24 protein-coding genes are annotated in these 23,676 nt (G+C 41.0%); 23 read left to right on the plus strand and 1 reads right to left on the minus strand.

Features of this window, described 5'->3' with window-relative positions:
- The first annotated feature begins 6 nt into the window (after positions 1–6).
- From rimP to proC, 20 genes are all read left to right on the plus strand, one after another.
- Positions 7–480 (plus strand): ribosome maturation factor RimP, encoded by a 474-nt coding sequence (rimP, locus tag BMX34_RS00685; protein WP_092569749.1) that lies wholly within the window; start codon positions 7–9, stop codon positions 478–480.
- An 18-nt stretch (positions 481–498) separates the two neighbouring features.
- Complete coding sequence (gene nusA / locus BMX34_RS00690; RefSeq protein ID WP_092569751.1) at positions 499–1,773, plus strand: transcription termination factor NusA; 1,275 nt, start codon at positions 499–501, stop codon at positions 1,771–1,773.
- A gap of 15 nt (positions 1,774–1,788) precedes the next feature.
- Positions 1,789–2,100: an RNase P modulator RnpM gene (rnpM, locus tag BMX34_RS00695; RefSeq protein WP_092569753.1), complete on the plus strand. Its 312-nt coding sequence runs from the start codon at positions 1,789–1,791 to the stop codon at positions 2,098–2,100.
- Entirely contained in the window at positions 2,090–2,404 is a 315-nt protein-coding gene (locus BMX34_RS00700) for a L7Ae/L30e/S12e/Gadd45 family ribosomal protein (protein WP_092569755.1), read from the plus strand. The genes rnpM and BMX34_RS00700 overlap by 11 nt, the downstream gene beginning before the upstream one ends.
- Positions 2,405–2,427: 23 nt before the next feature.
- Positions 2,428–4,683, plus strand: coding sequence for a translation initiation factor IF-2 (gene infB / locus BMX34_RS00705; RefSeq protein WP_092569757.1), 2,256 nt, complete (start codon positions 2,428–2,430; stop codon positions 4,681–4,683).
- Positions 4,684–4,703: 20 nt separating this feature from the next.
- Positions 4,704–5,045, plus strand: coding sequence for a 30S ribosome-binding factor RbfA (rbfA, locus tag BMX34_RS00710; RefSeq protein ID WP_092569759.1), 342 nt, complete (start codon positions 4,704–4,706; stop codon positions 5,043–5,045).
- A gap of 359 nt (positions 5,046–5,404) precedes the next feature.
- Complete coding sequence (gene truB, locus BMX34_RS00715; RefSeq protein WP_092569761.1) at positions 5,405–6,316, plus strand: tRNA pseudouridine(55) synthase TruB; 912 nt, start codon at positions 5,405–5,407, stop codon at positions 6,314–6,316.
- Positions 6,317–6,329: 13 nt separating this feature from the next.
- Complete coding sequence (gene ribF, locus BMX34_RS00720) at positions 6,330–7,274, plus strand: riboflavin biosynthesis protein RibF (protein WP_092569764.1); 945 nt, start codon at positions 6,330–6,332, stop codon at positions 7,272–7,274.
- Positions 7,275–7,284: 10 nt separating this feature from the next.
- Positions 7,285–8,142 carry a YitT family protein gene (locus BMX34_RS00725; RefSeq protein ID WP_092569766.1) on the plus strand — a complete coding sequence of 286 codons (858 nt, stop codon included), beginning with the start codon at positions 7,285–7,287 and terminating at the stop codon, positions 8,140–8,142.
- A 130-nt stretch (positions 8,143–8,272) separates the two neighbouring features.
- Positions 8,273–9,286: a heat-inducible transcriptional repressor HrcA gene (hrcA, locus tag BMX34_RS00730; RefSeq protein WP_092569768.1), complete on the plus strand. Its 1,014-nt coding sequence runs from the start codon at positions 8,273–8,275 to the stop codon at positions 9,284–9,286.
- Between the two features lie 16 nt (positions 9,287–9,302).
- A complete protein-coding gene (gene grpE, locus BMX34_RS00735; protein WP_092569770.1) occupies positions 9,303–9,968 on the plus strand; it encodes a nucleotide exchange factor GrpE in 666 nt (221 codons plus the stop codon).
- A 23-nt stretch (positions 9,969–9,991) separates the two neighbouring features.
- The gene (gene dnaK / locus BMX34_RS00740) at positions 9,992–11,827 is read left to right on the plus strand and encodes a molecular chaperone DnaK (RefSeq protein WP_092569772.1); all 1,836 of its coding nucleotides are present in this window, start codon (positions 9,992–9,994) and stop codon (positions 11,825–11,827) included.
- Between the two features lie 73 nt (positions 11,828–11,900).
- Positions 11,901–13,058: a molecular chaperone DnaJ gene (dnaJ, locus tag BMX34_RS00745; protein ID WP_092569774.1), complete on the plus strand. Its 1,158-nt coding sequence runs from the start codon at positions 11,901–11,903 to the stop codon at positions 13,056–13,058.
- Positions 13,059–13,506: 448 nt separating this feature from the next.
- Positions 13,507–15,330 (plus strand): translation elongation factor 4, encoded by a 1,824-nt coding sequence (gene lepA, locus BMX34_RS00750; protein WP_092569776.1) that lies wholly within the window; start codon positions 13,507–13,509, stop codon positions 15,328–15,330.
- Between the two features lie 573 nt (positions 15,331–15,903).
- Positions 15,904–16,068: an LPXTG cell wall anchor domain-containing protein gene (locus tag BMX34_RS00755; RefSeq protein ID WP_159428802.1), complete on the plus strand. Its 165-nt coding sequence runs from the start codon at positions 15,904–15,906 to the stop codon at positions 16,066–16,068.
- Between the two features lie 59 nt (positions 16,069–16,127).
- Positions 16,128–16,808 (plus strand): uracil-DNA glycosylase, encoded by a 681-nt coding sequence (locus tag BMX34_RS00760; RefSeq protein WP_092569780.1) that lies wholly within the window; start codon positions 16,128–16,130, stop codon positions 16,806–16,808.
- Positions 16,805–18,694: an ABC-F family ATP-binding cassette domain-containing protein gene (locus BMX34_RS00765; protein ID WP_092569782.1), complete on the plus strand. Its 1,890-nt coding sequence runs from the start codon at positions 16,805–16,807 to the stop codon at positions 18,692–18,694. Before BMX34_RS00760 ends, BMX34_RS00765 begins: the two co-directional genes overlap by 4 nt.
- A gap of 8 nt (positions 18,695–18,702) precedes the next feature.
- Positions 18,703–19,647: a thymidylate synthase gene (locus BMX34_RS00770; RefSeq protein ID WP_200793396.1), complete on the plus strand. Its 945-nt coding sequence runs from the start codon at positions 18,703–18,705 to the stop codon at positions 19,645–19,647.
- A gap of 18 nt (positions 19,648–19,665) precedes the next feature.
- On the plus strand, positions 19,666–20,169 hold the full coding sequence (locus BMX34_RS00775) for a dihydrofolate reductase (RefSeq protein WP_092569786.1): 504 nt from the start codon (positions 19,666–19,668) through the stop codon (positions 20,167–20,169).
- A complete protein-coding gene (gene proC / locus BMX34_RS00780) occupies positions 20,150–20,971 on the plus strand; it encodes a pyrroline-5-carboxylate reductase (protein ID WP_159428803.1) in 822 nt (273 codons plus the stop codon). Before BMX34_RS00775 ends, proC begins: the two co-directional genes overlap by 20 nt.
- Positions 20,972–21,153: 182 nt before the next feature.
- On the opposite strand, the gene trhA is transcribed toward proC, so the two are convergent.
- Complete coding sequence (trhA, locus tag BMX34_RS00785; RefSeq protein ID WP_092569790.1) at positions 21,154–21,801, minus strand: PAQR family membrane homeostasis protein TrhA; 648 nt, start codon at positions 21,799–21,801, stop codon at positions 21,154–21,156.
- A gap of 263 nt (positions 21,802–22,064) precedes the next feature.
- Here trhA and BMX34_RS00790 point away from each other — a divergent pair, with 263 nt between their 5' ends.
- The 3 genes from BMX34_RS00790 to deoD are packed head-to-tail and all read left to right on the plus strand — an operon-like array spanning position 22,065 to position 23,666.
- Entirely contained in the window at positions 22,065–22,688 is a 624-nt protein-coding gene (locus BMX34_RS00790) for a hypothetical protein (RefSeq protein WP_092569792.1), read from the plus strand.
- Positions 22,689–22,706: 18 nt separating this feature from the next.
- Entirely contained in the window at positions 22,707–22,925 is a 219-nt protein-coding gene (locus BMX34_RS00795; RefSeq protein ID WP_092569794.1) for a YozE family protein, read from the plus strand.
- A 9-nt stretch (positions 22,926–22,934) separates the two neighbouring features.
- Complete coding sequence (gene deoD / locus BMX34_RS00800) at positions 22,935–23,666, plus strand: purine-nucleoside phosphorylase (protein WP_092569796.1); 732 nt, start codon at positions 22,935–22,937, stop codon at positions 23,664–23,666.
- Positions 23,667–23,676: the final 10 nt, after the last annotated feature.

Consider the following 23,676-nt stretch of genomic DNA (forward strand, 5'->3'; position numbering starts at 1 on the left):
TGAAAAATGAGTACAATTATTGATAAGGTAACGCCTATTGTAGAAGAAATCGTGAACGATTTACACGCCAAGTTAGTGGATATTGAATATGTTAAGGAAGGTAAGAGCTGGTTTTTAAGAGTGTATGCCGATAAGGAGAACGGAATCGATCTAGATGATTGTGCTTTGATTAGTGAACAACTCAGTCTAGCTCTGGATCAACTTGACCCAGATCCATTTCCTTCAGCTTATTATTTAGAAGTGTCTTCACCAGGGGTGGAGCGCCCGCTGAAGACGCAAGAGGATATGCTGGCAGCGATTGATCAGTATATTCACTTAGACTATTATAGTCCGCAATATAAACAGAAATTTCATGAAGGTTTCTTGCGCGCCGTTGATGAAGAGACTTACCAAATTGAAATCATGGATAAGACTCGTAAGAAACTCTTAGACATTCCTAAAAAAAGTGTCGCTAAAGCGCGCCTAGCTGTTAAATTTTAGAATATTTGAGGTGATAGAATGAGCAAAGAACTAGTTCAAGCCATGGATCTATTAGAAGAAGAAAAAGGGATTAATCGTGAAATTATCAAGGAAGCCTTAGAAACGGCCTTAGAATTGGCCTATAAGAAAAATTATGGCCAAGCTCAGAATGTTGAAGTAGATTTCAATCTAGAAACAGGCGATATTAAAGTCTATTCAGTCAAGGAAGTAGTAGAAACTAATTTTGATTCTACTTTAGAGATTAGTTTAGAAGAAGCTCGTCAAATTAATCGAGTTTACGAAATTGGCGACCATATTAAATTTGAAGTCACACCCAAGGATTTCGGTCGGATTGCCACGCAAACAGCAAAACATGTTGTCATGCAACGGATTCGCGAAGCTGAACGCGATATTATTTACAATGAATATATCCAATATGAAGATGAAATATTAACTGGAACGATCGAACGCATTGATAACCGTTTTGTCTATGTGAATTTAGGTAAGGTAGAAGCGGTTATGCCAATTCGTGAACAAATTCCGGGCGAAACCTTTACCATGGACCAGCGGATTAAAGTGTATGTGGTCAAAGTGGATAAGACTACTCGAGGACCACAGATTGTAGTGAGTCGTTCTCATGAAGATTTCCTTCGCCGTCTATTTGAGCAACAAGTTCCTGAGATTTATGAAGGGATTGTTGAAATCATGGCCATCGCTCGTGAAGCTGGCGACCGAGCCAAGGTCGCTGTTCGCTCTAGAGATCCTCAGGTGGATCCAGTAGGAACATGTGTCGGCCAAGGCGGTCAACGGGTTCAAACGATAGTCAGTGAACTGCATGGCGAGAATATGGATATTATTGAATATCATGAAGATCCATCCATCTTTATTAAGAACGCCATGAATCCTGCAGATGTGGTCGATGTATTCTTCCAGGAAGAAGATAACGTGGCTTTAGTCGTGGTGCCAGATTATCAATTATCCTTAGCCATCGGTAAAAAAGGACAAAATGCACGGTTAGCAGCTCGACTCACTGGTCACAAAATTGATATTAAATCAGAATCAGCCTATGAAGAATATTTAACCGAGTTACAAGAAGAACCTAAGGAAGAGATTCTGGCTGATGTGGAAAATGAAGAATTAGACCCAGCAAATGAAATGAATCTAGTAAGCGAAGATTCAACGCTGACCAATGAGAATAGCAATTTAGCCTCAGACTCAGTGGATGAGATTGATTCAGCAACCATTGATAATGATGAGCTTGCTTTAGAAGACGATTCAGAGACTATAGAAGATTCTGAGACAGAAATAGAATAGAAAAGAGGAAGATCGATGGCAAAACAAGGACAAAAAACTAAAAAAATTCCCATGCGCCGTTGTGTCGTTTCTCAAGAGATGTTTCCTAAAAAAGAACTCGTGCGAATTGTAAAAAATAAAGAGGGCGAGATTTTTATTGATCCCACTGGAAAACAAAATGGTCGCGGCGCCTATGTTGGTTTAGAACCTAAACTCGTACAGAAAGCTAAAAAACAAAAAACTTTTGATAAAGTCTTTGGCATGAGCATTAGTGAAGCGTTCTATGATGAACTCTATGAATATGTTGACCGGCAAAAAGCAAGGAAAGAATTATTCAATGAATCATGATAAAGCATTAAAATTATTGGGTTTGGCTTTAAGAGCAGGCAAGCTTGTGCACGGAGATGAAGCGGTAGAGAAAGCTGTGAAGCGTGATAAAGTCGCCTGTATCATCCTAGCCAAAGATATTAGTCAAGCGACTTATAGTCGTTATCAACGTTTAAGCCAAGTCCACCATGTTCCCTGCATAAATAATTTTACGCGAGATGAATTAAGTCATGCTCTGAATAAGAGTCGGTCCATCTTAGGAATTACAGATCGAGGAATGTCGGCGAAATTTTTATCTTATCAGACTGGAGAAGAACGTATATGAATGAATAACAGGAAGGTGATTTCATGACATCAAAACGCATCTATGAATTTGCAAAAGAAAATAACCATTCGAGTAAAGAAATTCTTGAATTAGCTAAGAAGAAAGGCCTTGAATTTGGTAGTCACATGTCTTCAATGACAGATAAGGAACAAGACATTCTACTAAAGGCATTGAAAAGTTCAGGACCTAGCGTAAAGGCTAGCCCAAAATCCGACAAAAAAACTAAGCAAACCGAACAAAAAGGACCGTCCAAGACTAAACAAGGAAAGGCCCGAAAAGAAAGCCAAAAAGACGGAAAACATAAGGAATCTGCCCAAGAAGCGAGTCAGAAAAAACGTTCTTCGCAACGTAAAGATCACCGCCAGAAGGGACAAAGAGCGGACCAATCGCAAACTCATCGTGGTCAAGATTCTCATTCTAAAGATGAGCCGCTTCGTCGTCGCCGCCATCGCCGAGGACATCGTCGTCCACAAGCCGAAACACCTTCAAAAGGCATTACCAAACGTAAGCATAAAGATTTGCCAGAAGTATTCGAATACAGTGAAGGCATGAATATCCAAGATATTGCTAAAATCTTCCACCGAGATGCGACAGAAATCATTAAGAAATTAATGATGCTTGGGGTAATGGCTAATCAAAACCAAGCCCTATCCAAAGATGTCATCGAATTAATTGCCTTAGAATATGGCGTTGAAGCCAAAGAAAAAGTAGTCATTGATATGACTGACTTGGATCAATTCTTCGAAGAAGATGAAGAGAATGTGGACCAACTTGAAGAACGTCCCGCAGTGGTTACGATTATGGGGCATGTCGACCATGGAAAGACCACCTTGCTAGATCAACTGCGCCATAGTCGAGTGACTGAAGGAGAAGCGGGCGGTATTACTCAACATATTGGGGCATATCAAATTAATAGTGATGGTAAAATTATCACTTTCTTAGATACTCCTGGACATGAGGCCTTTACCACTATGCGGGCGCGTGGTGCCGATGTGACCGATATTGCTATCATCGTCGTTGCTGCCGATGACGGCGTCATGCCTCAAACCGTAGAAGCGATTAACCATGCTAAAGCCGCTGAGGTTCCAGTTATTGTAGCGGTCAATAAGATTGACAAACCAACCGCCAATCCTGATCGGGTCAAGCAAGAATTAACCGAGCATGGTTTAATTCCTGAAGAATGGGGCGGAGACACTATCTTTGTTGAAATCTCGGCCAAATTTAATAAGAATATCGAAGAACTTTTAGAGATGATTCTGTTAGTGGCTGAGGTTCGAGAATTACAGGCGAATCCAGAAAGAATGGCAGTAGGTTCTGTGATTGAAGCCCGTTTGGACAAGGGTCAAGGACCCACAGCGACCCTTCTAGTACAAAATGGAACTTTAAATATTGGTGATCCAATTGTGATTGGTAATACGTATGGACGAGTAAGAACCATGGTCAATGATCAAGGACGTCGAATTAAACACGCTGGTCCATCAACGCCAGTTGAAATTACGGGGCTCAATGATGCGCCACAAGCCGGAGATTTATTTGTAGTCTTTGAAGATGAGAAGACTGCCCGTCAAGCCGGTGAAGAACGTGCTCAAAAAGCCTTGCAAGAATCACGCAATGCTAACCAGAAAGTGACCTTAGATAATCTCTTCCAAAGCTTACAAGAGGGCGAACTTAAGACGGTGAATATTATTATCAAGGCGGATGTCCAAGGATCTGTAGAAGCTTTGGCCGCTTCCCTGCAAAAAATTCAAGTGGAAGGGGTCAATGTATCCATTGTCCATAGTGCCGTCGGTGCTATCAATGAATCAGACGTATCATTAGCTGTGGCTTCTGAAGCGATTATCGTTGGTTTCAATGTTCGACCAACCGCTCAAGCGCGTTCACAAGCTGAAAGCCAAGAAGTCGATATTCGCTTGTACCGGGTGATTTATCAAGCGATTGAAGAAATCGAATCCGCGATGAAAGGCCTACTCGATCCAGAATTTGAAGAAGAAATTCAAGGTCAGGCTCAAGTCCGTGAAACCTTCGTCGTATCTAAGGTTGGAACCATTGCCGGAGCATTTGTGACTGATGGTTACATTCAACGTAATAGCCAAGTCCGTTTGATTCGTGACAATATTGTGATTCATGACGGCGAAATTGCTAGCCTTAAACGATTCCAAGATGATGCACGTGAAGTGAAGAAAGGCTTCGAATGTGGTATTATGTTAGAAAGCTTTAATGATATTAAAGTTGATGATGTGATTGAAGCCTATCATATGGTTGAAATCGAACGTAAATAAATACAAAGGAGGATGTCACCATGACAAACTATCGGGTGGGACGAGTAAGACAAGAAATTCTCAAAGAAATTAGCGACATATTAATGCGCGTGGTCAAGGATCCCCGAGTAGAAGGGGTGACGATTACCGATGTCGATTTAACGGGCGATTTATCTGAAGCGACCGTATATTTCTCTACTTTGTCCGACAAGGCTGGCGAAAGACAAAAGACCCAAGCTGGTTTAGATGCCGCCACTGGTTTAGTCCGCAAAGAAATTGCCAAACGAATTAAACTGTATAAGGCGCCTGAAATTAAATTTGTCCGTGACAGCTCAATTGACTATGGTCAACGCATTGATCAGTTGCTAGATAAATTGCATTAAGAAGACCAGGATTAATCGGGCTAAGCTCACTAGCTTATCAATGATCGACCAAGTGTTTGCTGTTCTAATTTGACAGTGAACACTTGGTCTTTTTGCTGTATGATGAAGTTGGTTGAGCTGAGGATTTTTACTTCTATATATATGTAGACTTTGGCTCAATACTGATTAGCATAAAGTGGCTAGCTTATTAATCGTTAAGCTGCTAATAAAATCGTCGAATGTTGCCGATCAGGCTGAGTTAGATTAAAGAATTTCAGCTGAATTCATTATTTTTTAAGCAAATATTCCAATATCTTTTAATTTTCATAGAGGCTGTAGATGAACTTTGATATAATAATCCCATGCACAGAGGTGATGAGATGTTAGATGGAATATTAGTCGTCTGGAAAGAAGCCGGTATGACCAGTCATGATGTCGTCTTTAAATTAAGAAAAATTCTAAGAATGAAAAAAATCGGCCATACAGGTACTCTAGATCCGGAAGTTGAAGGAGTCCTGGTAGTCTGTTTAGGTCAAGCGACGAAGCTGGTTGAATTTCTGATGTCTGGTCACAAAATTTATCAAGGAGAAGTGACGCTAGGTTGGTCAACGGAGACGGAAGATCATACTGGTAAGCTCGTTGAAAGAAAACCTGTCTTGCAAGCACTTGATGAGTCGCTGGTTGATTCAGTTATGGCGACATTTAAAGGGAAGATAACCCAAATCCCTCCTTATTATTCGGCAGTTAAAGTGAACGGACGCAAGTTATATGAATATGCACGTCAAGGTATGAAAGTGGAACGACCGCAACGCCAGATTGAGATATATCAACTCAATCGATTGAGTCCAATTAAGTATGATGCGGACAGCCAATCCTGTTCCTGGAAATTTGACGTTGAGTGCAGTAAGGGAACTTTTGTCCGTACCTTGGCGGTTGATATTGGTCGCGCGCTCGGTTATCCAGCTCATATGTCGGCCTTGGAGCGCTTAGCGAGTTCAGGCTATCATGACCAACAAGCATTAACTTTAGCTGAAATTGAACAAGTCTACCAAGAGGGGCGAATCGAAGAATATATCCAGCCGATTGAAACAGCTTTGACTGAGTTCCCTCAACTGACGATTAGTGAACATGATTATGAATTAGTGAAACACGGTAGTGTCTTACCGGCTGACTATTTTGGTTCTTTGATTGATCAACCCTGTTGTTTAATCTACCAAGACCGCCTAGTAGCAATGTATTATGGCCATCCTCAACGACCAGGATGGATTAAACCACGAAAAATGTTTCGATAGAAAGAGTGTGACTATGCAAGTAATTTATTTAAGCCATCCCTATGATTCGGCGCAAATCTTCTCCCAACCCTTAGTAATGGCTTTGGGTTTTTTTGACGGGGTGCATTTGGGTCATCAGACGGTCATCGAGCAAGCTAGAATTCGGGCCCGACAAGAACAGATTCCTTTAGCCGTCATGACCTTTGATCAGCATCCGAAGATTATTTACACGGGGATTTCACCTTATTCGGTCACTTATTTGTCTACACTCAAACGTAAAATTGAGTTAATGGAAGACCTAGGGGTAGATATTCTCTATATCGTGCGCTATGATCACAATTTTGGCCATCAAAAACCGCAAGAATTTGTTGACAACTATATCGTCGGACTTCATAGCCGAGTCGTGGTGGCTGGATTTGATTATACTTATGGTCCGAAAGAAATTGCCAATATGGATACACTGATTGACCATAGTCGGGGTCGTTTTGAGATTATCAAAGTTGAAGAACAAGTGATGCACCAACATAAGATTGGTTCTTCATCAATCAAGGAATTATTAAGTGACGGGCAAATTGAACTGGCTAATCATGAATTAGGTTATGCTTACCAGACTTCAGGTATTGTGATTCATGGGGATAAACGTGGTCGTAAGATGGGGTATCCGACAGCAAATATTGAGACCTCTTCTCAAGAACTCTTACCAGGTTTAGGAATTTATGTCGTCGAATTTTATTATAACCAGCGTTGGTATCAGGGGATGGCTTCTATTGGTTATAATATTAGCTTTGCAGGTAAGCGTGGTTTGCGCTGTGAGATTAATATTTTTGATTTTGATGAGGATATTTATGGTCGCAGCGTTAAGATTCGCTGGCATCGTTATTTACGTGGTGAGATTAAATTTAATTCTGCAGATGAACTTGTGCAACAATTAGAACAAGATAAGATTCAAGCGATGAATTTTTTTAAGTCTTGTGATTAGGAGGCTTAACATGAAACAAACCTTACGGTCAATTTTTCTAGTTTTATTAGGGTCTTTAATTTTTGCGATTGCCTTAAATTCGATTAACATTCCCAATGAATTGGGTGAGGGGGGCGTTACTGGTCTGACCTTATTATTCTATTATACGCTTGGCATTAAACCGGCCCTCTCCAATATTATCATTAATAGTCTGGTCATCTTTATTGGCTGGAAATACTTGGATCGAATTACGATTTATTACACCTTTCTTTCCATCTTTGCTTTGTCTTTCTTCTTGCATTATATTCATTTACCTTTATTTATTCCTTCAAATACCCTATTAGCTTCCGTTGCTTCAGGTTTCCTAATTGGAGTGGGTATCAGTTTAGTTATTTATGGTCGTGGTACGACTGCAGGGTCTGACATTATTGCCATGATTATGAATAAATATGTAGGCATTAGTATTCCGATTGCTCTCTTGATGATCGATTGTATGATTGTCATTCCTTTAACCTATGCTATTGGCTTAGAAAAAGGAGTTCTCACGGTAATCGCTCTTTATACTACTAGTAAGATTATGAATTTCTTACTGGAAGGATCGAATCCGAAGCGCGCTTTCTTGATTATTTCAGACCACCATGAAGAAATTGCCAAGAAGATTACCGAAGAAATCAATCGAGGCGTGACTATCTTGAATGGCTACGGCTATTATTCTAAGAAACAGCGTAACAGTCTATATATTGTAGTTAATCGATTTCAGATTCTCCCTACCCAAAAAATTATCTATGATATCGATCCTCGCGCCTTTGTGACGATTACCGACGTTCAGCAAGTACTCGGGGAAGGCTTCTCATTTTATTCAGGAACTGAAGACCAATTAGAGGATTAGCACTTTGTTATGCAGAGTGCTAATTTTTTTACTAAAAAGCAGGGTTTTACCTTGACAATCTTATGGGAAAGGGTTATTATAATGACAGTTAGCACTTTAATAATTCGAGTGCTAACAAAGAGGTGAATACATGTTAACCCAAAGACAAAAGGAAGTGTTACAACTCATTATTGAACTTTATAGTCGCTTTGAGGAACCGATTGGTTCTAAGACCCTGTTAAAAGAATCCTATTTAACAGTCAGTCCCGCGACAATTCGTAATGATATGGTGGCACTAGAACAGGAAGGCTTTCTGAATAAAGCCCATAGTTCTAGTGGCCGGATTCCTTCGAATGAAGGCTATCGTTATTACGTCCAAGGTCTTATGTATACCCAGGATGCACCGACTTTTAAACACGAAGATTTGTTGGCTGTTGAACGGTTAATGGCCGAGGATTATTATGATCCCAGTCAGCTTGGTCAATTGGTGCTTGAAATGCTGGTGGAACATTCTGGATACAGTGGTTTTATCTTAAGGCAGAATAATGAACGTCATTATTTTGAAGAATTGAAACTCGTACCGATTGCCGGTAATCGAGTGATTGCAATGTTGGTCGTCGATTCAGGTCGGCTAGATCATCAAATTATTGATCTACCGATGGCATTATCTCTAGAAGAGATTGATAAGGTGAATCAATTGATCAATGAGGAGCTGAAAGGTTCTTTATTAGAAGAAGCTTATCAGCGTTTGAAGCTTTCGATTCCATTACAAATTCAACGCTTAATCGGTTATCAGATTGATGTTTCGGATCTAGTGGAACAGACTTTAAGGCAATTGAAGACCCACCAATATAAAGTGATTGGCAAGTTAAATCTATTTGATTTAATGGAGACTCAATTGAGTGTTTCAACGATGAAACATTTGTTTCAACTCATCGATGGTTCTAAAGAATTATACGATTTGATTGAACAAGGCAAAAATGGCGTCAATGTGTTATTTGGTTTTGAATTTGCACCTCAAACTTTAGCCAATATTTCTATTGTATATGTCAAATTTAACTATGGTCACCAGCGGATCTGTATAGGTTTAGTGGGACCGTCAACGATGCATTATGATCGAGTCATCTCGATTATGCAACAAATGACAGCTAAATTTATGAATTAATTTGAGGAGGGTGACTATGAGTGAACATGAAGCACATAAGCAGCATGAAGAAGAGGTTGAAAATATAGATTCAACCCAGCAAGAAACTAAGGACAATCAAAGTCAAGATACTGAGTCAAGGATGACAGAAGAAGATTTGATTCAAGAGACAGAGGCTCAGGCCACTGAATCAGTAGATTCACAGATGGAAGCAACTGAGAAAGAGCCTGATTTAATTGAGCAATTACAAGCAAAGAATGAGGAGTTAGAAGATCGAACCTTGCGCTTGCAAGCCGAGATCAATAACATTCAGAAAAGAAATGCACGTGAGCGTTCTCTAGCGGCCAAATATCGGTCACAAAACTTAGCCAGCAATCTGTTAGAAGTTCTTGATAATTTGGAACGAGCTTTGGCGACGGAGACGACATCAGAAGATGCTCAAGCACTTAAGCAAGGCGTGGAAATGGTGCACAAGCAATTCATTGCAGCCTTTAACCAGGAGAAAATCACTGTAGTTGATCCTCTAGGACAAGAGTTTGATCCAAACCTACATCAAGCTATCAGTGTGATGCCCGGGGGCGACCAGTATCCAGCCAACACCGTGATGCAAGTATTACAAAAAGGTTATCAATTAGATGATCGTATTCTTCGACCAGCCATGGTCATTGTTGCAGAAGAAACTTCCAACGCAGAAGATAAATAATTAAGAAAAAGGAGATAGATATTATGTCTAAAATTATCGGAATTGACTTAGGTACTACTAACTCTGCCGTTTCAGTCTTAGAAGGCGGCGAAGCTAAAATTATTCCAAACCCAGAAGGTAATCGTACAACTCCATCTGTGGTTGCTTTCAAGAATGATGAAGTTCAAGTCGGTGAAGTAGCTAAGCGCCAAGCAGTAACTAATCCAGATACTGTTTCATCTATTAAACGTCATATGGGTGAAGGTTCTTACAAAGTATCCATGGGTGGTAAAGACTATACACCGCAAGAAATCTCAGCCATGATTCTACAATATCTTAAAGGATATGCCGAAGATTATTTAGGTGAGAAAGTTACTAAGGCTGTTATCACCGTACCAGCCTATTTCAATGATGCTCAACGTCAAGCAACGAAAGATGCTGGTAAAATCGCCGGTTTAGAAGTTGAACGGATTGTCAACGAACCGACAGCCGCTGCTTTAGCTTACGGTCTAGATAAGACTGAAGAAGACGAAAAAATCTTGGTATTCGACCTTGGTGGGGGTACCTTTGACGTGTCTATCCTAGAACTCGGTGAAGGTGTCTTCGATGTATTATCTACCTCTGGTGATAACCAATTAGGTGGGGATGACTTCGATAACAAAATTATTGACTATCTCGTCGAAGACTTCAAGAAAGCTCAAGGCATCGACTTATCCAAAGATAAAATGGCAATGCAACGTTTGAAAGATGCTGCCGAAAAAGCTAAAAAAGATTTATCTGGGGTAACGAGCACTCAAATTAGCTTACCATTCATTACTGCTTCTGCTGATGGTCCATTGCATTTAGAAACGAGCTTAACCCGGGCGAAATTTGATGAACTGACTGATGAACTGGTTGAAAGAACGAAGAAACCAGTGCGTCAAGCCTTGAAAGATGCAGGTCTGTCTGCTTCTGATTTAGACCAAGTTATCTTGGTCGGTGGATCTACCCGTATTCCAGCAGTGGTCGAAGCCGTTCGTAAAGAAACAGGTAAAGAACCTAATAAATCAGTGAACCCAGATGAAGTTGTAGCCATGGGAGCTGCCATTCAAGGTGGCGTTATTTCTGGGGATGTCAAAGATATCGTTCTTCTAGACGTTACACCATTGTCATTAGGTATCGAAACAATGGGTGGGGTCTTCACTAAACTGATTGATCGTAACACCACCATCCCAACCTCAAAATCACAAGTGTTCTCGACCGCTGCCGACAATCAACCAGCTGTAGATGTTCACGTGCTACAAGGGGAACGTGAAATGGCGGCCGATAACAAGACTTTGGGTCGTTTCCAATTAACTGATATTCCGGCAGCTCCACGTGGTATTCCACAAATCGAAGTGACCTTTGATATCGATAAGAATGGTATTGTGAATGTCTCTGCTAAAGACTTAGGCACTCAAAAAGAACAATCGATTACCATTAAATCTTCTTCAGGTCTGACCGATGAAGAAATCGATCGTATGATTAAAGATGCTGAAGCCAATGCAGAATCTGATAAGAAACGTCGTGAAGAAGCTGATCTTCGCAACGAAGCTGATCAATTAATCTTCACTACCAATAAGACTTTAGAAGAACTTAAGGATAAAGTATCTGAAGAAGAAGTGAAGAAAGCTGAAACTGCCCGTGATGAATTACAAGCAGCGATTGATGCCAATGATTTAGAAGAAATCAAATCTAAACGTGATGCTTTAACTGAAGTCGTACAAAACTTATCCGTTAAATTATATGAACAAGCTGCTCAAGCAACCCAAGATGCGCAAGCTAATAGCGATCAAACTGAATCAAGTTCAGATGACAATGTGGTCGATGCTGAATTTGAAGAAGTTGACGATGAAGAGTAATCTTTCTTAGAAGATCGATTTTAAATAGCCAAGGGGGATCCCTTGGCTATCTTAAATAAAAGGAGGGAAACGAATGGCTGATAAAAGAGATTATTATGATGTCTTAGGTGTCTCCCGTGACGCCTCAGATAGTGAGATAAAGAAAGCCTATCGTAAATTATCAAAAAAATACCATCCTGATATTAATAAAGAAGCTGGCGCTGAGGAGAAATTCAAGGAAATTGCAGAAGCCTATGAAGTCCTGAGTGATGACCAAAAAAGAGCAGCCTATGATCAATATGGACATGCTTCGACAGATCCTAACTTTGGAGCTGGTTTTGGAGGCTTTGGAGGTTTCGGTGGCTTTAATACAGGATCCAGTCAATTTACTGGCTTCGAAGATATCTTCGACTCTTTCTTTGGCGGTGGTGGACGTAGCAGACAGCGGGCCAATGCGCCGAGCAAGGGAGCCGATTTACAATATCGCTTAAATATCAGTTTTGAAGATGCTATCTTTGGTACCGAGAAGACGATTAAGTATCATCGTCAAGAAGAGTGCCATACTTGTCATGGTACCGGGGCTAAAGAAGGGACTTCACCCGTTACCTGTTCTCGCTGTCATGGTAGTGGAGCGGTTCAAGTGGAACAGAATACACCATTTGGTCGGGTTATGACTCAAACCGTCTGTCCAGTCTGCCAAGGCACAGGTAAAGAGATCAAAGAAAAATGTGAAACCTGTCATGGTTCAGGGATTGAAAGTAAAGAACATTCGGTTAAAGTATCCGTTCCCGCAGGGGTGGAAGACGGTCAACAACTTCGCTTAAGTGGTCAAGGTGAAGCGGGTAAGAATGGTGGACCTTATGGTGATTTATATGTCGTCTTTGTGGTTGAACCGAGCAAAGAATTTGTCCGTGAAGGAACCGAAATTTACTATAGTCTACCCATCTCATTCGTTCAAGCTGCCTTAGGCGATGAAGTGAAAGTTCCAACTGTTCATGGTGCCGTTAAACTTAAGATTCCGGCCGGAACCCAAACCGGAACCAGTTTCCGTTTAAGAGGCAAGGGTGCTAGCAATATACGTGGGACGCGAACGGGTGACCAACACGTTGAAGTGACCATCGTCACTCCTAAACAATTAAATAAACGCGAACGTGAATTGTATGAAGCCCTAGCCAAAGAATCGGGCAAGGAGATCAAGAAAGATGATCATTCTTTCTTTGGTCGGATGAAGGATATGTTTGATTCGGAATAATTTGGCCATCTTTAACTGAGATCGTTAACTACTGACTACGATGACGGCAAGATCCGTCTGTCGTAGTCTTTTTATCTATGATGAATTATTTCTGTGAAATTAGGGTACTGTCCTGTGACTTAGGAGCCTCTATTCATTCCTGTCTTCTGGCCCTGCTGAGGAATTCTTGCGATAAACCATGCAAGATATTAATCCATCTTTTCAGCGATGGTCTCTGAAGTGAGGCATCATCATGATTTTTTGTTTTCGATTGGTTTTAGGGAGAAGAGGAGAAAAAGTAAGCCCAATCACTAACAAAAGTTTTCTATATTTGTAACATATGTTTGACAACTCTAGAGATCGACTAGAATCTTTATAGAATAAACTAGGATTTTTTTCAATATTTTGCTATAGTTAAGAGTGAGATATTGCGACAAGCAATCGTATGATAAGAAAGTTGGCTAAAAATATGGACATCGAAAAATTAAAACAAAGACAAGAAAAAATAAGAAATTTCTCAATTATTGCCCATATTGACCATGGGAAATCCACTTTAGCGGATCGAATTCTTCAACAGACGCAGACAGTCGCTGAACGTGATATGCAGAATCAACTGTTAGATTCAATGGATTTGGAACGTGAACGTGGAATTACCATTAAATTGAATGCCGTCGAATTGACCTACCAAGCCAAAGACGGTCAGGAATATATTTTTCACTTGATTGATACACCCGGGCACGTCGATTTTACCTATGAAGTTTCACGGTCCTTGGCTGCTTGCGAAGGCGCTATTCTAGTCGTCGATGCGGCCCAAGGGATTGAAGCTCAAACCTTGGCCAATGTTTACCTAGCCTTGGATAATGATTTAGAGATTCTCCCAGTCATTAATAAAATTGACTTACCGGCGGCGGATCCTGAGAAAGTACAAATGGAAATTGAAGACATCATCGGTATCGATGCTTCTGAAGCCGTTTATGCCTCAGCTAAAGCGGGAATCGGGATTGAAGAAATTCTGGAACAAATTGTGGAGAAAGTTCCTGCGCCTCAAGGGGATATTGAAGCTCCTCTGCAAGCCTTAATCTTTGACTCAGCCTATGACGCTTATCGGGGCGTCGTCCTAAATATTCGTGTATTGAATGGAATGGTTAAGCCGGGGGATACGATTCAGTTAATGTCTAATGGCAAGACTTTTGAAGTCGTTGAAGTGGGTATCTTCTCACCGAAGCCCATTCAACGCGAGGCCTTAATGGTGGGGGATGTGGGTTATCTTACCGCCGCAATTAAGACCATTCAGGATACTCGGGTAGGGGATACGATTACCTTAGCTGATTATCCAGCTGCAGAAAGTTTACCAGGTTATCGTAAATTGAATCCAATGGTGTATGCGGGTCTATACCCGGTGGATTCTTCGGATTACAACGATTTACGTGAATCCTTGGAGAAATTACAACTGAATGATGCCTCGCTAGAATTTGAAGCCGAGACTTCTCAGGCTTTAGGCTTTGGCTTCCGTACCGGCTTCTTAGGCCTATTGCATATGGATGTCATTCAAGAACGACTAGAACGTGAATTCGATCTAGATTTAATTGTTACGGCGCCATCTGTTATTTATAAAGTGATGCAAACCGATGGCTCAGAGATTATCGTTGATAACCCTTCGGAAATGCCCGATCCAACCTTAATTGAAGCCATCTACGAGCCTTATGTTGAAGCAACGATTATGGTTCCCAATGACTTTGTTGGCGCGGTAATGGAACTCTGCGAACGCAAACGGGGAGATTTCAAGACCTTAGATTATTTAGATGAATATCGGGTCAACGTGGTATATTCGATGCCGATGGCTGAAATTATCTTTGACTTCTTCGATCGGCTTAAATCCAATACTAAAGGATATGCTTCCTTAGACTACCACATCACCGGTTATCAGACTTCTAAATTAGTCAAACTGGATATCTTGCTCAATGGCGAAATTATCGATGCTTTCTCTACCATTGTCCATAAAGATTTCGCTTATAATCGGGGCAAAGTCTTAGCTGATAAATTGAAAGAAATTATCCCCCGTCAAATGTTTGAGGTGCCGATTCAAGCGGCCATTGGCCATAAGATTATTGCTCGGACAACGATCAAAGCATATCGCAAGGACGTCACCGCCAAATTATATGGGGGCGACGTCTCACGGCGTAAGAAATTACTAGAGAAACAAAAAGCCGGAAAAAAACGGATGAAAGCAGTTGGCTCGGTTGAGATTCCTCAAGAAGCCTTTATGGCGGTGCTACAAATGGATGAAGAATAAATCAAAATGATTTTAAAAAGTGTCGTTCAGTCGTGCATCATTTTATTCAACCAGCTTATTGTCTACCTGCTGATAAATTTTAATTCACTATCATTGATTAACTAAACAGATAAAATAAAAAAGACGGATTTTCTCACAGTAGCGTTCCAATGAAAGAACTACTCCCAAGAAAATCCGTCTTTAAAAGGTTAATGGGTTAAGGCACTAGGCTTTTTTCTTATCGTCATCGAAGAATTTCTCCCAAATGAGTCCCAAGATAAATAAGCCAACGATATTAAAGATTTTACGTTTAAGTTGTTTTTTCATAATCAATCTCCTTTGTCTCGACAATAGTGAACCTTTACTCTATAACATCAGTATACTATCTTTCGTCTTTTTCTACCAATGTTTTGCTGAGTAGGCGATTTGTGCCGAAGATGTTAACTTGAATGAAGCGCCGATATTTAATCGATTTGAGCTATTTTTTCGGGGAAAACGATGGACAAATGACCTAAAAAAGTTTATGGTAATATTAATGTATTAAAAGAAGCATGCTTGCTTGCAAGCCAATCAATTAAAGAAATGAGGATGAGTATGGGAGCACATTTGTTGTTAGCTTACTTTCAACAGTTGATGGCCATGGCAAATCTATTATTACCGGCCACGGGTGAAGGGAATAATCTAGTGATGATTATCGTCGGCGTGGTAATTGTCATTGCTGCAATTGCTTTGTTTGTTTCTGGACGCAAAAAGAAATAATTAAGCTGAATTCAGACTAGGTCCCTGGACTTAGTCTTTTTTTGAAGGGGTGGAAGAACATGTGGAAAGATGCATTAGCTGACTATTTTAATAGTGAGGATTATCAATGTTTGAAGGCTTCATTGGATCATGAATATGAATTCGAGGAGGTTTATCCGCCACGGGCCGAAATTAGTCGGGCTTTAATGTTGACACCATTAGAACAAGTCAAGGTAGTCATTCTAGGTCAAGACCCTTATCATGGGACTCATCAAGCCAATGGTTTAGCCTTCTCTGTCAATTCAGGAATCGACCTACCACCTTCTTTACGCAATATATACAAAGAATTGAGTGATGATTTAGGGCATGAGTTGGTCGCCGATGGTGATTTGACCTGTTGGGCTCAACAAGGGGTCTTATTGCTTAACCGGGTGTTAACAGTGCGAGCTGGGCAGGCCAATTCTCACTCACAGATCGGTTGGCAGAGCTTTACTGATGCAGTCATACGCTTGTTAGTTAATCAGGAACGGCCCTTGGTCTTTATCCTGTGGGGCAAGCAAGCCCAAAGCATTATCCCTTTAATTCCTAATCATCATTGTATTATTCAAAGCCCACACCCAAGTCCCTTATCAGCTTATCGGGGATTTTTTGGCTCGCGTCCTTTTAGTCGGGCGAATCATTTCTTAGCAGCCCAGGGAATTAGTCCGATAGATTGGTTATGTATTCATCAAGGTCACTTAAATCAGAAGGAGTCAGTATGAAAGAACTGGTTGTCGAGAACTTACATAAATCGTATGGTATTAAGAATTTACTTAGTGGGGTGGATTTCGCTATTCGTGATGGCGACCGGGTCGGCTTAATTGGTCCTAATGGAACTGGTAAAAGCTCTTTCCTTAAAGTACTAGCAGGCCAAGATACTTATGATCAGGGAGAGATTAGTCAGCCTAATAAATATACCATTGCTTATCTAGCTCAAAATCCTCAATTTAATCCAAATCAGACCATTTTGCAGGCGGTCTACCAAAGTGATCATCCCTTAATTCAATTGAATTTAGCTTATCAAGAAGCTGTAGAAGCCTTACAAGCAGATCCGGAGAACCCTGCCTTATTTAAGCAATTCAATGCTTTAACGGATCAGATGACCTTGCAGAATGCCTGGGATGTTGATGTAAGAGCGAAGACTATCCTCAATCAATTAGGATTGACTCAGTTGAATCGTAAACTCCAAGGCTTGTCTGGAGGTGAATTTAAACGGGTTGGCTTGGCTCAAGTCCTCATTAGTGAACCTGATTTGTTAATTTTAGATGAGCCGACGAACCATCTGGATATTCCGGCGATTGAATGGCTGGAGAAATATCTGGCGGATTATAAGGGAGCCTTGCTCTTAGTCACCCATGATCGCTATTTCTTAGACCGGGTGGTTAATAAAATTGTTGAATTAAGGCATGGCCATTTTAGAGAATACAGTGGGACCTATCAAGATTATTTAACTAAACGTACTGAACAACAAGAAATTCAACATAAGTTATATGAGAAACAGAACAAACTCTATCAACAAGAATTGGCTTGGATGCGCACGGGGGCAAGGGCCAGAACGACTAAACAACAGGCTCGGATCGATCGCTTCCAAGACCTCGCTCAAGACATCAAAGACCGTCCTCAAGACCAAGCTGGTATAGCTTTTGAATTTGACCAACAAAGGATTGGCAAGCAAATTATTGAAATGGAGGATGTTTCGATAAGTGTCGCAGCTAAGCCGGTGATTAATCATTTCACCAAAACCTTTATCAAGGGAGATTGTTTGGGAATTATTGGGCCTAATGGAATCGGTAAGACTAGCTTCTTAAATGCCTTGGCCGGATTTCTACCCGTCGACCATGGGCGGATTGAGATGGGCCAGACAGTCCGTTTGGCTTATTATCGACAAATGGATGAAGATTTACCCGCCGATCAGCGAATTTTGACTTATTTGAGCCGGGTCGCCGATCATTTCAAACGACCTGATGGGAGTATGGTCAGTGCCTCTTCCATGTTAGAACGGTTCAATTTCCCACGCGAGAGTCATGGCTCCTTAATTGGCCAACTTTCTGGGGGTGAACGGCGTCGACTCTATTTATTAAGTCTATTGATTCAGGAACCCAATGTCTTGTTATTGGACGAGCCGACCAATGATTTAGATATTGATACTTTGACAGTTCTAGAGGACTATCTCAGCGATTTTGCCGGCGTAGTGATTATTGTCTCTCATGATCGCTACTTCTTAGACAAAATTGTCAATCAGGTGTTATGCCTGCAAGGTTCAGGAAGCTATCAATTAGCTTATGGCAATTATAGTGATTATCATGCCAGTCGATTGGCTACTAAATCTAATCAACTTAAAGAAGAACCGACTAGCCCAGCCAAAGATCAAACGATTAAAGAGGGTAAAAGTAAGTCCGGATTGACTTATTTGGAGAAGAAAGAATGGGCAAGCATCGAAGAGGAGATCGAACGTTATGACTTGCTTATCCAAAGCTTAGAAGATAAAATGAATGCACATGGAAGCGATTTAGATAAATTATTAGACTGGCAGCAAGAATTGGATCAGGCTAATGAAATGCTTCTACATTTGTATGAACGCTATGATTATTTAAGTGACAAAGTGTAAGGAGGAGGATCATGCAAGCCTATCTTGATTTAGTAGAGAAAGTATTAAACGAAGGTCATCGCAAAGATGATCGAACGGGCGTAGGGACTCTAAGTTTATTTGGCTATCAGATGCGTTTCGATCTGAACCAAGGCTTCCCATTATTAACGACAAAACGAGTGCCATTCTCTCTAGTGAAGAGTGAACTCTTATGGTTCTTAAGAGGGGATTCTAATATTCGTTATTTATTAGAACATCAGAACCATATTTGGGATGAATGGGCTTTCGAGAAATATGTAGCCAGTGAGGATTATCGTGGTCCCGATATGACCGATTTCGGTTTAAGAGCTGAGCAAGACCCTAAATTTAAGAAAGTCTACCAAGAAGAAATGAGCAAATTTCAACAGAAGGTTCTGGCAGATCAGAAATTTGCTGAGAAGTATGGTGATCTGGGCCGGGTCTATGGACGCCAATGGCGGTCCTGGCAGAAACGCGATGGCCAGACTATTGACCAGATTAGCCAAGTCATCGAGAACATTCGTAACCATCCAGATTCACGACGCTTGATTGTGTCGGCGTGGAATCCAGAAGATGTGCCGGATATGGCCTTGCCACCTTGTCACACTCTCTTTCAATTCTATGTACAGGATCAGAAATTATCCTGTCAACTCTATCAACGTTCGGCAGATATCTTTCTTGGGGTGCCTTTTAATATAGCCTCTTATGCCTTATTAACCCACTTGATTGCTCGAGAAACTGGCTTAGAAGTCGACGAATTTGTCCATACCCTTGGTGATGCACATCTTTACTTGAATCACCTTGACCAAGCCAAGACCCTCTTACAAAGACAACCTAAACCTTTGCCGCAACTAGAAATTACCTCAAATCGGCCTTTAGATCAGTTGGAGATGGAAGATATTCAGCTACATAATTATCAGCCACATCCAACCATCAAAGCGCCGATTGCGGTATAAATATGAAAGGATGATAAAATGCTTACTTTAGTATATGCACAAGACTTGAATGGAGCGATCGGTTATGAGAATCACTTGCCATGGACATTACCTAAAGATGTTAAATTCTTTAAAGAAGTAACCATGGGCCATCCAATTCTAATGGGTAGAAAAACCTTCGACTCATTAAATCAACGTTTGCTTCCTGGCCGTCAATCGGTGGTAGTGACCCGCGATCAAGAATACGGCAAGGATATTGAAGGGTTGACGGTCGTTCATAGTATCGATGAAATTCTGGAATTAGGCAAAGACCAAGAAATTATGGTCATTGGCGGCGCAGAAGTATTTAAGATGGTCTGGGAACATACGGATCAAATCATTCGTACCCTGATCGAGGATAAATTCTCAGCGGATACCTTCATGCCAGAATTAGACCGGAAAGAATGGCGGTTAAGTAAGGTTATTGTTGGTGAAGTGGATGAGAAGAATCCTTATAAACACCAATTTGAATGGTGGCAACGTCGTGAACCAGCATCTGAGTAAGGATCTTAGTATTGGTATTCTTGGAGTCGGCAACATGGGGGCAGCTTTCGCGCGGATATTTCGTCGCGTCTATCCTGGGCTAAGCATCAACCTATATAATCGCTCCTGGCCCAAAGTCGAAAGACTCAGTCAGGAAATTCAAGCTTCCGCTTTTCAACGTGATCGACTGGCTGAATTTATCAATCAATCGGATTATATTTTTGTTGGCGTGAAGCCTAAAGACGTTCCCTCATTATTCGAACAACTGATGTCCTTAGATTTGGATTTATCTGGTCACCTTTGGATTTCGATGGCCGTCGGCCTGAATTTGAAATCTTTGGCCGAATTCAGTTCGTCTGAACTTGCTTGGGCTCGAATTATGCCCAACACTCCCATTGAAATTGGCCAGGGGTATCTGACCATTTGTTTTAATGAAAGGGTCCAAGAAGATTCTCAAGCAGTATTGATTGATTTATTAACTAGCACGGGCCAGGTAGCCAAGATTGAAGAAGATTTGTTTGCGATTAGTAGCGCAGTTGCTGGGTCTGGGCCTGCCTTTATCTACCAACTTATCGAAGCGATGGCTGATGCCGGGGTTCGTCATGGCTTAGCCCGCCAAGATGCGATTAAGATGGCTAGCCAGACCGTTAAAGGTGCAGCGAGCATGGTCTTAGAAAATCAGCAACACCCTGCACTATTAAAAGATCAAGTAACGAGTCCTGGTGGGACTACAATTGAAGGCCTTTGTCAACTGGAAGAACGCGGTTTCCGCTCGGCGATCATTGAAGCAATTCAAGCAACCTATCTTAAAGCGCGTGACTGATAATCAATCTAAGACTAGGAAATAAGTTCTTGAGCGATCTACAAGCAGACATTTGAATAATTTTAAAAAGCGACTATTCAGCAAATCAATGAACTGCTGTTTAGTCGCTTTTTAATATATCTGGCTTAGCTGAATCAGTCATGGTCATAGTTTGATGAGACTTAAGCCAATCATAAATTTATTTAGACGTAATAGTAGATGCTTAAGAACATCATCAAGGCTGCTAAGTTTACAAATAAGTGCCAGATTATATGCATCCATTTATTGTGTTTCATCGCATAGAAGTAAGTTCCCAGCGAGTAAATTAAACCACCTAAGGCTAATAAATAGAGTCCGGGTCTGGGAATGGTTTGCCAGAGCGGATAGATTAATAAGGCGCCTAACCAGCCCATCAATAAGTACAGTGCCGTCGATAATTTGGGGAAGCGATTGGTCCATCCGACTTCAAAGACAATACCAATCACTGCTAATGACCAAATTATCAAGGTAGCAATCCAATTATATGGGGCTGACAGGGCCAAGGTAAGGTAAGGTGTAAATGTCCCGGCAATTAATAAATAGATTGAAGCGTGGTCAAACTTTTGTAAGAGGGGGCGAAGTTTGCTGAATGAGAAACTATGATAGAGGGTAGAATTTAAAAAAAGACAAATTAGGGATATGCCATAGACCATATAGGCGGTTAGCGCCCATTTATGAGAAGCAGCTAAGCCTTTATGAATTAAGTAGAATAGGGCTAGCCCACTTAAAATACAGGGGATGCCGTGGGTCACTGCATTAAGAACTTCGATCGTAATTTCTTGTCGTTTACTCAGACCGAAACGATACTTCATATACTCACCTCATTTGTTTATATTCTAACTCAGATCTGCTTAAATTTCACGGAAAGTTATGAAGAAAACGGAAATTTATTATTTTATCATCTTATCGCATCAATTTCCGAAAAGATTTAATAAGCTTAATCCGGATGAACCAAGCTCATCAATTAAAATCATTGACAATATGATCCTCTATAAGGTAGTGTAAATGTAAGATCAGCTTGTTTATAATGATTTCATGCTATAATATTTCAATAGGAATACTGAGGAGGGAATCGATGGGACTGCGAAATCAATCAAGGCCAGAAACTTCATGGATCGGGCGTTCGATCCGTGGAATCCTCATGTTTATTGGTGTGTTAGCGATTGGGCTGGTGATATATTATGTACTCAATCAAACTTGGCAGCAACCGCTATTGGTGCAATCAGATAGTCAGGAACATACTACAGCAACCACCTCTGACCAAGTTAAGCTTGAACTTCCTGAAGAAACAATTAATCACTTTATCCAATCAACCATTGAGAAGAATCAGATTGACTTAACTCTGAAATGGCAAGATGGCTTGGTTCAAGGCGAAATTCCGCTTAATTTCCAAGGTCAATCAATGACGGCGAAGTTTACTGGGGTTTTTACTATCTACAATCAACAATTAGCGATTCAACTGCAATCGATTAAATTAGGTTCTTTCCCTTTACCACTAAATCAAGCCTATCAGAATATTAAGAACCAATTGCAATTACCAGCTGCCTTCGAGCCTTTGGCTAACCAAGCGCTGATTGTGATTGATTTAGCTCAATTATTACAAATTCCAGACCATCAACAGGTCATGGTCCAGGAAATCAAGCCGGAAGCCGGCCAGATTATTCTTCTATATTTCTTTAATGTTGATGATGTATTATAATTCTATCAGGAGGCTAGTATGAGACCAAGTTTTTATCAATATATTCAGCGTTTCTATGATCCCACGGCCAATGATCCCCAAAGTCGCTTAGCCAATGCGATTCATGAGGATCAAGCGTTCCCTAAACAAGCCGATGATTTTGATCAAATATCAACTTATCTCGAACACACACCTACTTATAGCCGGCTGATGTTAGCTTTCGATGAGGCCTGGCTAAATTATCAAGCAGAGAATTAGGAGGATTATATGAGTATCCATATTGCAGCAAAGCAAAAAGAAATTGCAAGATATGTTCTGTTTCCAGGAGACCCACTAAGAGCGAAATATATTGCTGAGAATTACCTAGATGATGTTCATCAATACAATACCGTACGTAATATGTTTGGCTATACTGGCAAGTATCAAGGGGTGCCAGTGTCAGTTCAAGGATCCGGCATGGGCATTCCTTCAGCGATGATCTATGCTGAAGAGCTATATCATGATTATCAGGTTGATACGATTATTCGGATTGGTTCGGCAGGGGCGCTTCAAGAGCAAGTCAAAGTTCGTGATCTGGTCTTTGGCCAGGGGGCCAGCACGGATTCAAGCGTGCTTCAACATACATTCGCAGGACAAGCACATTATTCTGCGATTGCTTCGTTTGATGTCTTGGATACCGCTTTTCATATTGCCCAACAGAAAATAGCCAAGGAACAGCTTCATGTGGGCAACTTATTCTCAAGTGATCGATTCTATAATGAAGAATTAGATAAAGGTAAACTAGCCAATTATGGCATGTTAGCCGTAGAAATGGAAGCGGCAGGTCTTTATCTAACCGCGGCCAAATATCAGCGTCGAGCTTTGGCTCTATGCACCATTTCAGATCACATCTTGACGGGGGAAGAAACGACGGCCTTAGAACGGCAGACTACCTTTACCCAGATGATGGAAATCGCTTTACAGACGGTTGTCCAACTGGCTGATTCGGCATCAAATTAAGGAGTGATAG

This window comes from Ignavigranum ruoffiae (genome assembly GCF_900110675.1).
In the GTDB taxonomy this organism is placed as follows: domain Bacteria; phylum Bacillota; class Bacilli; order Lactobacillales; family Aerococcaceae; genus Ignavigranum; species Ignavigranum ruoffiae.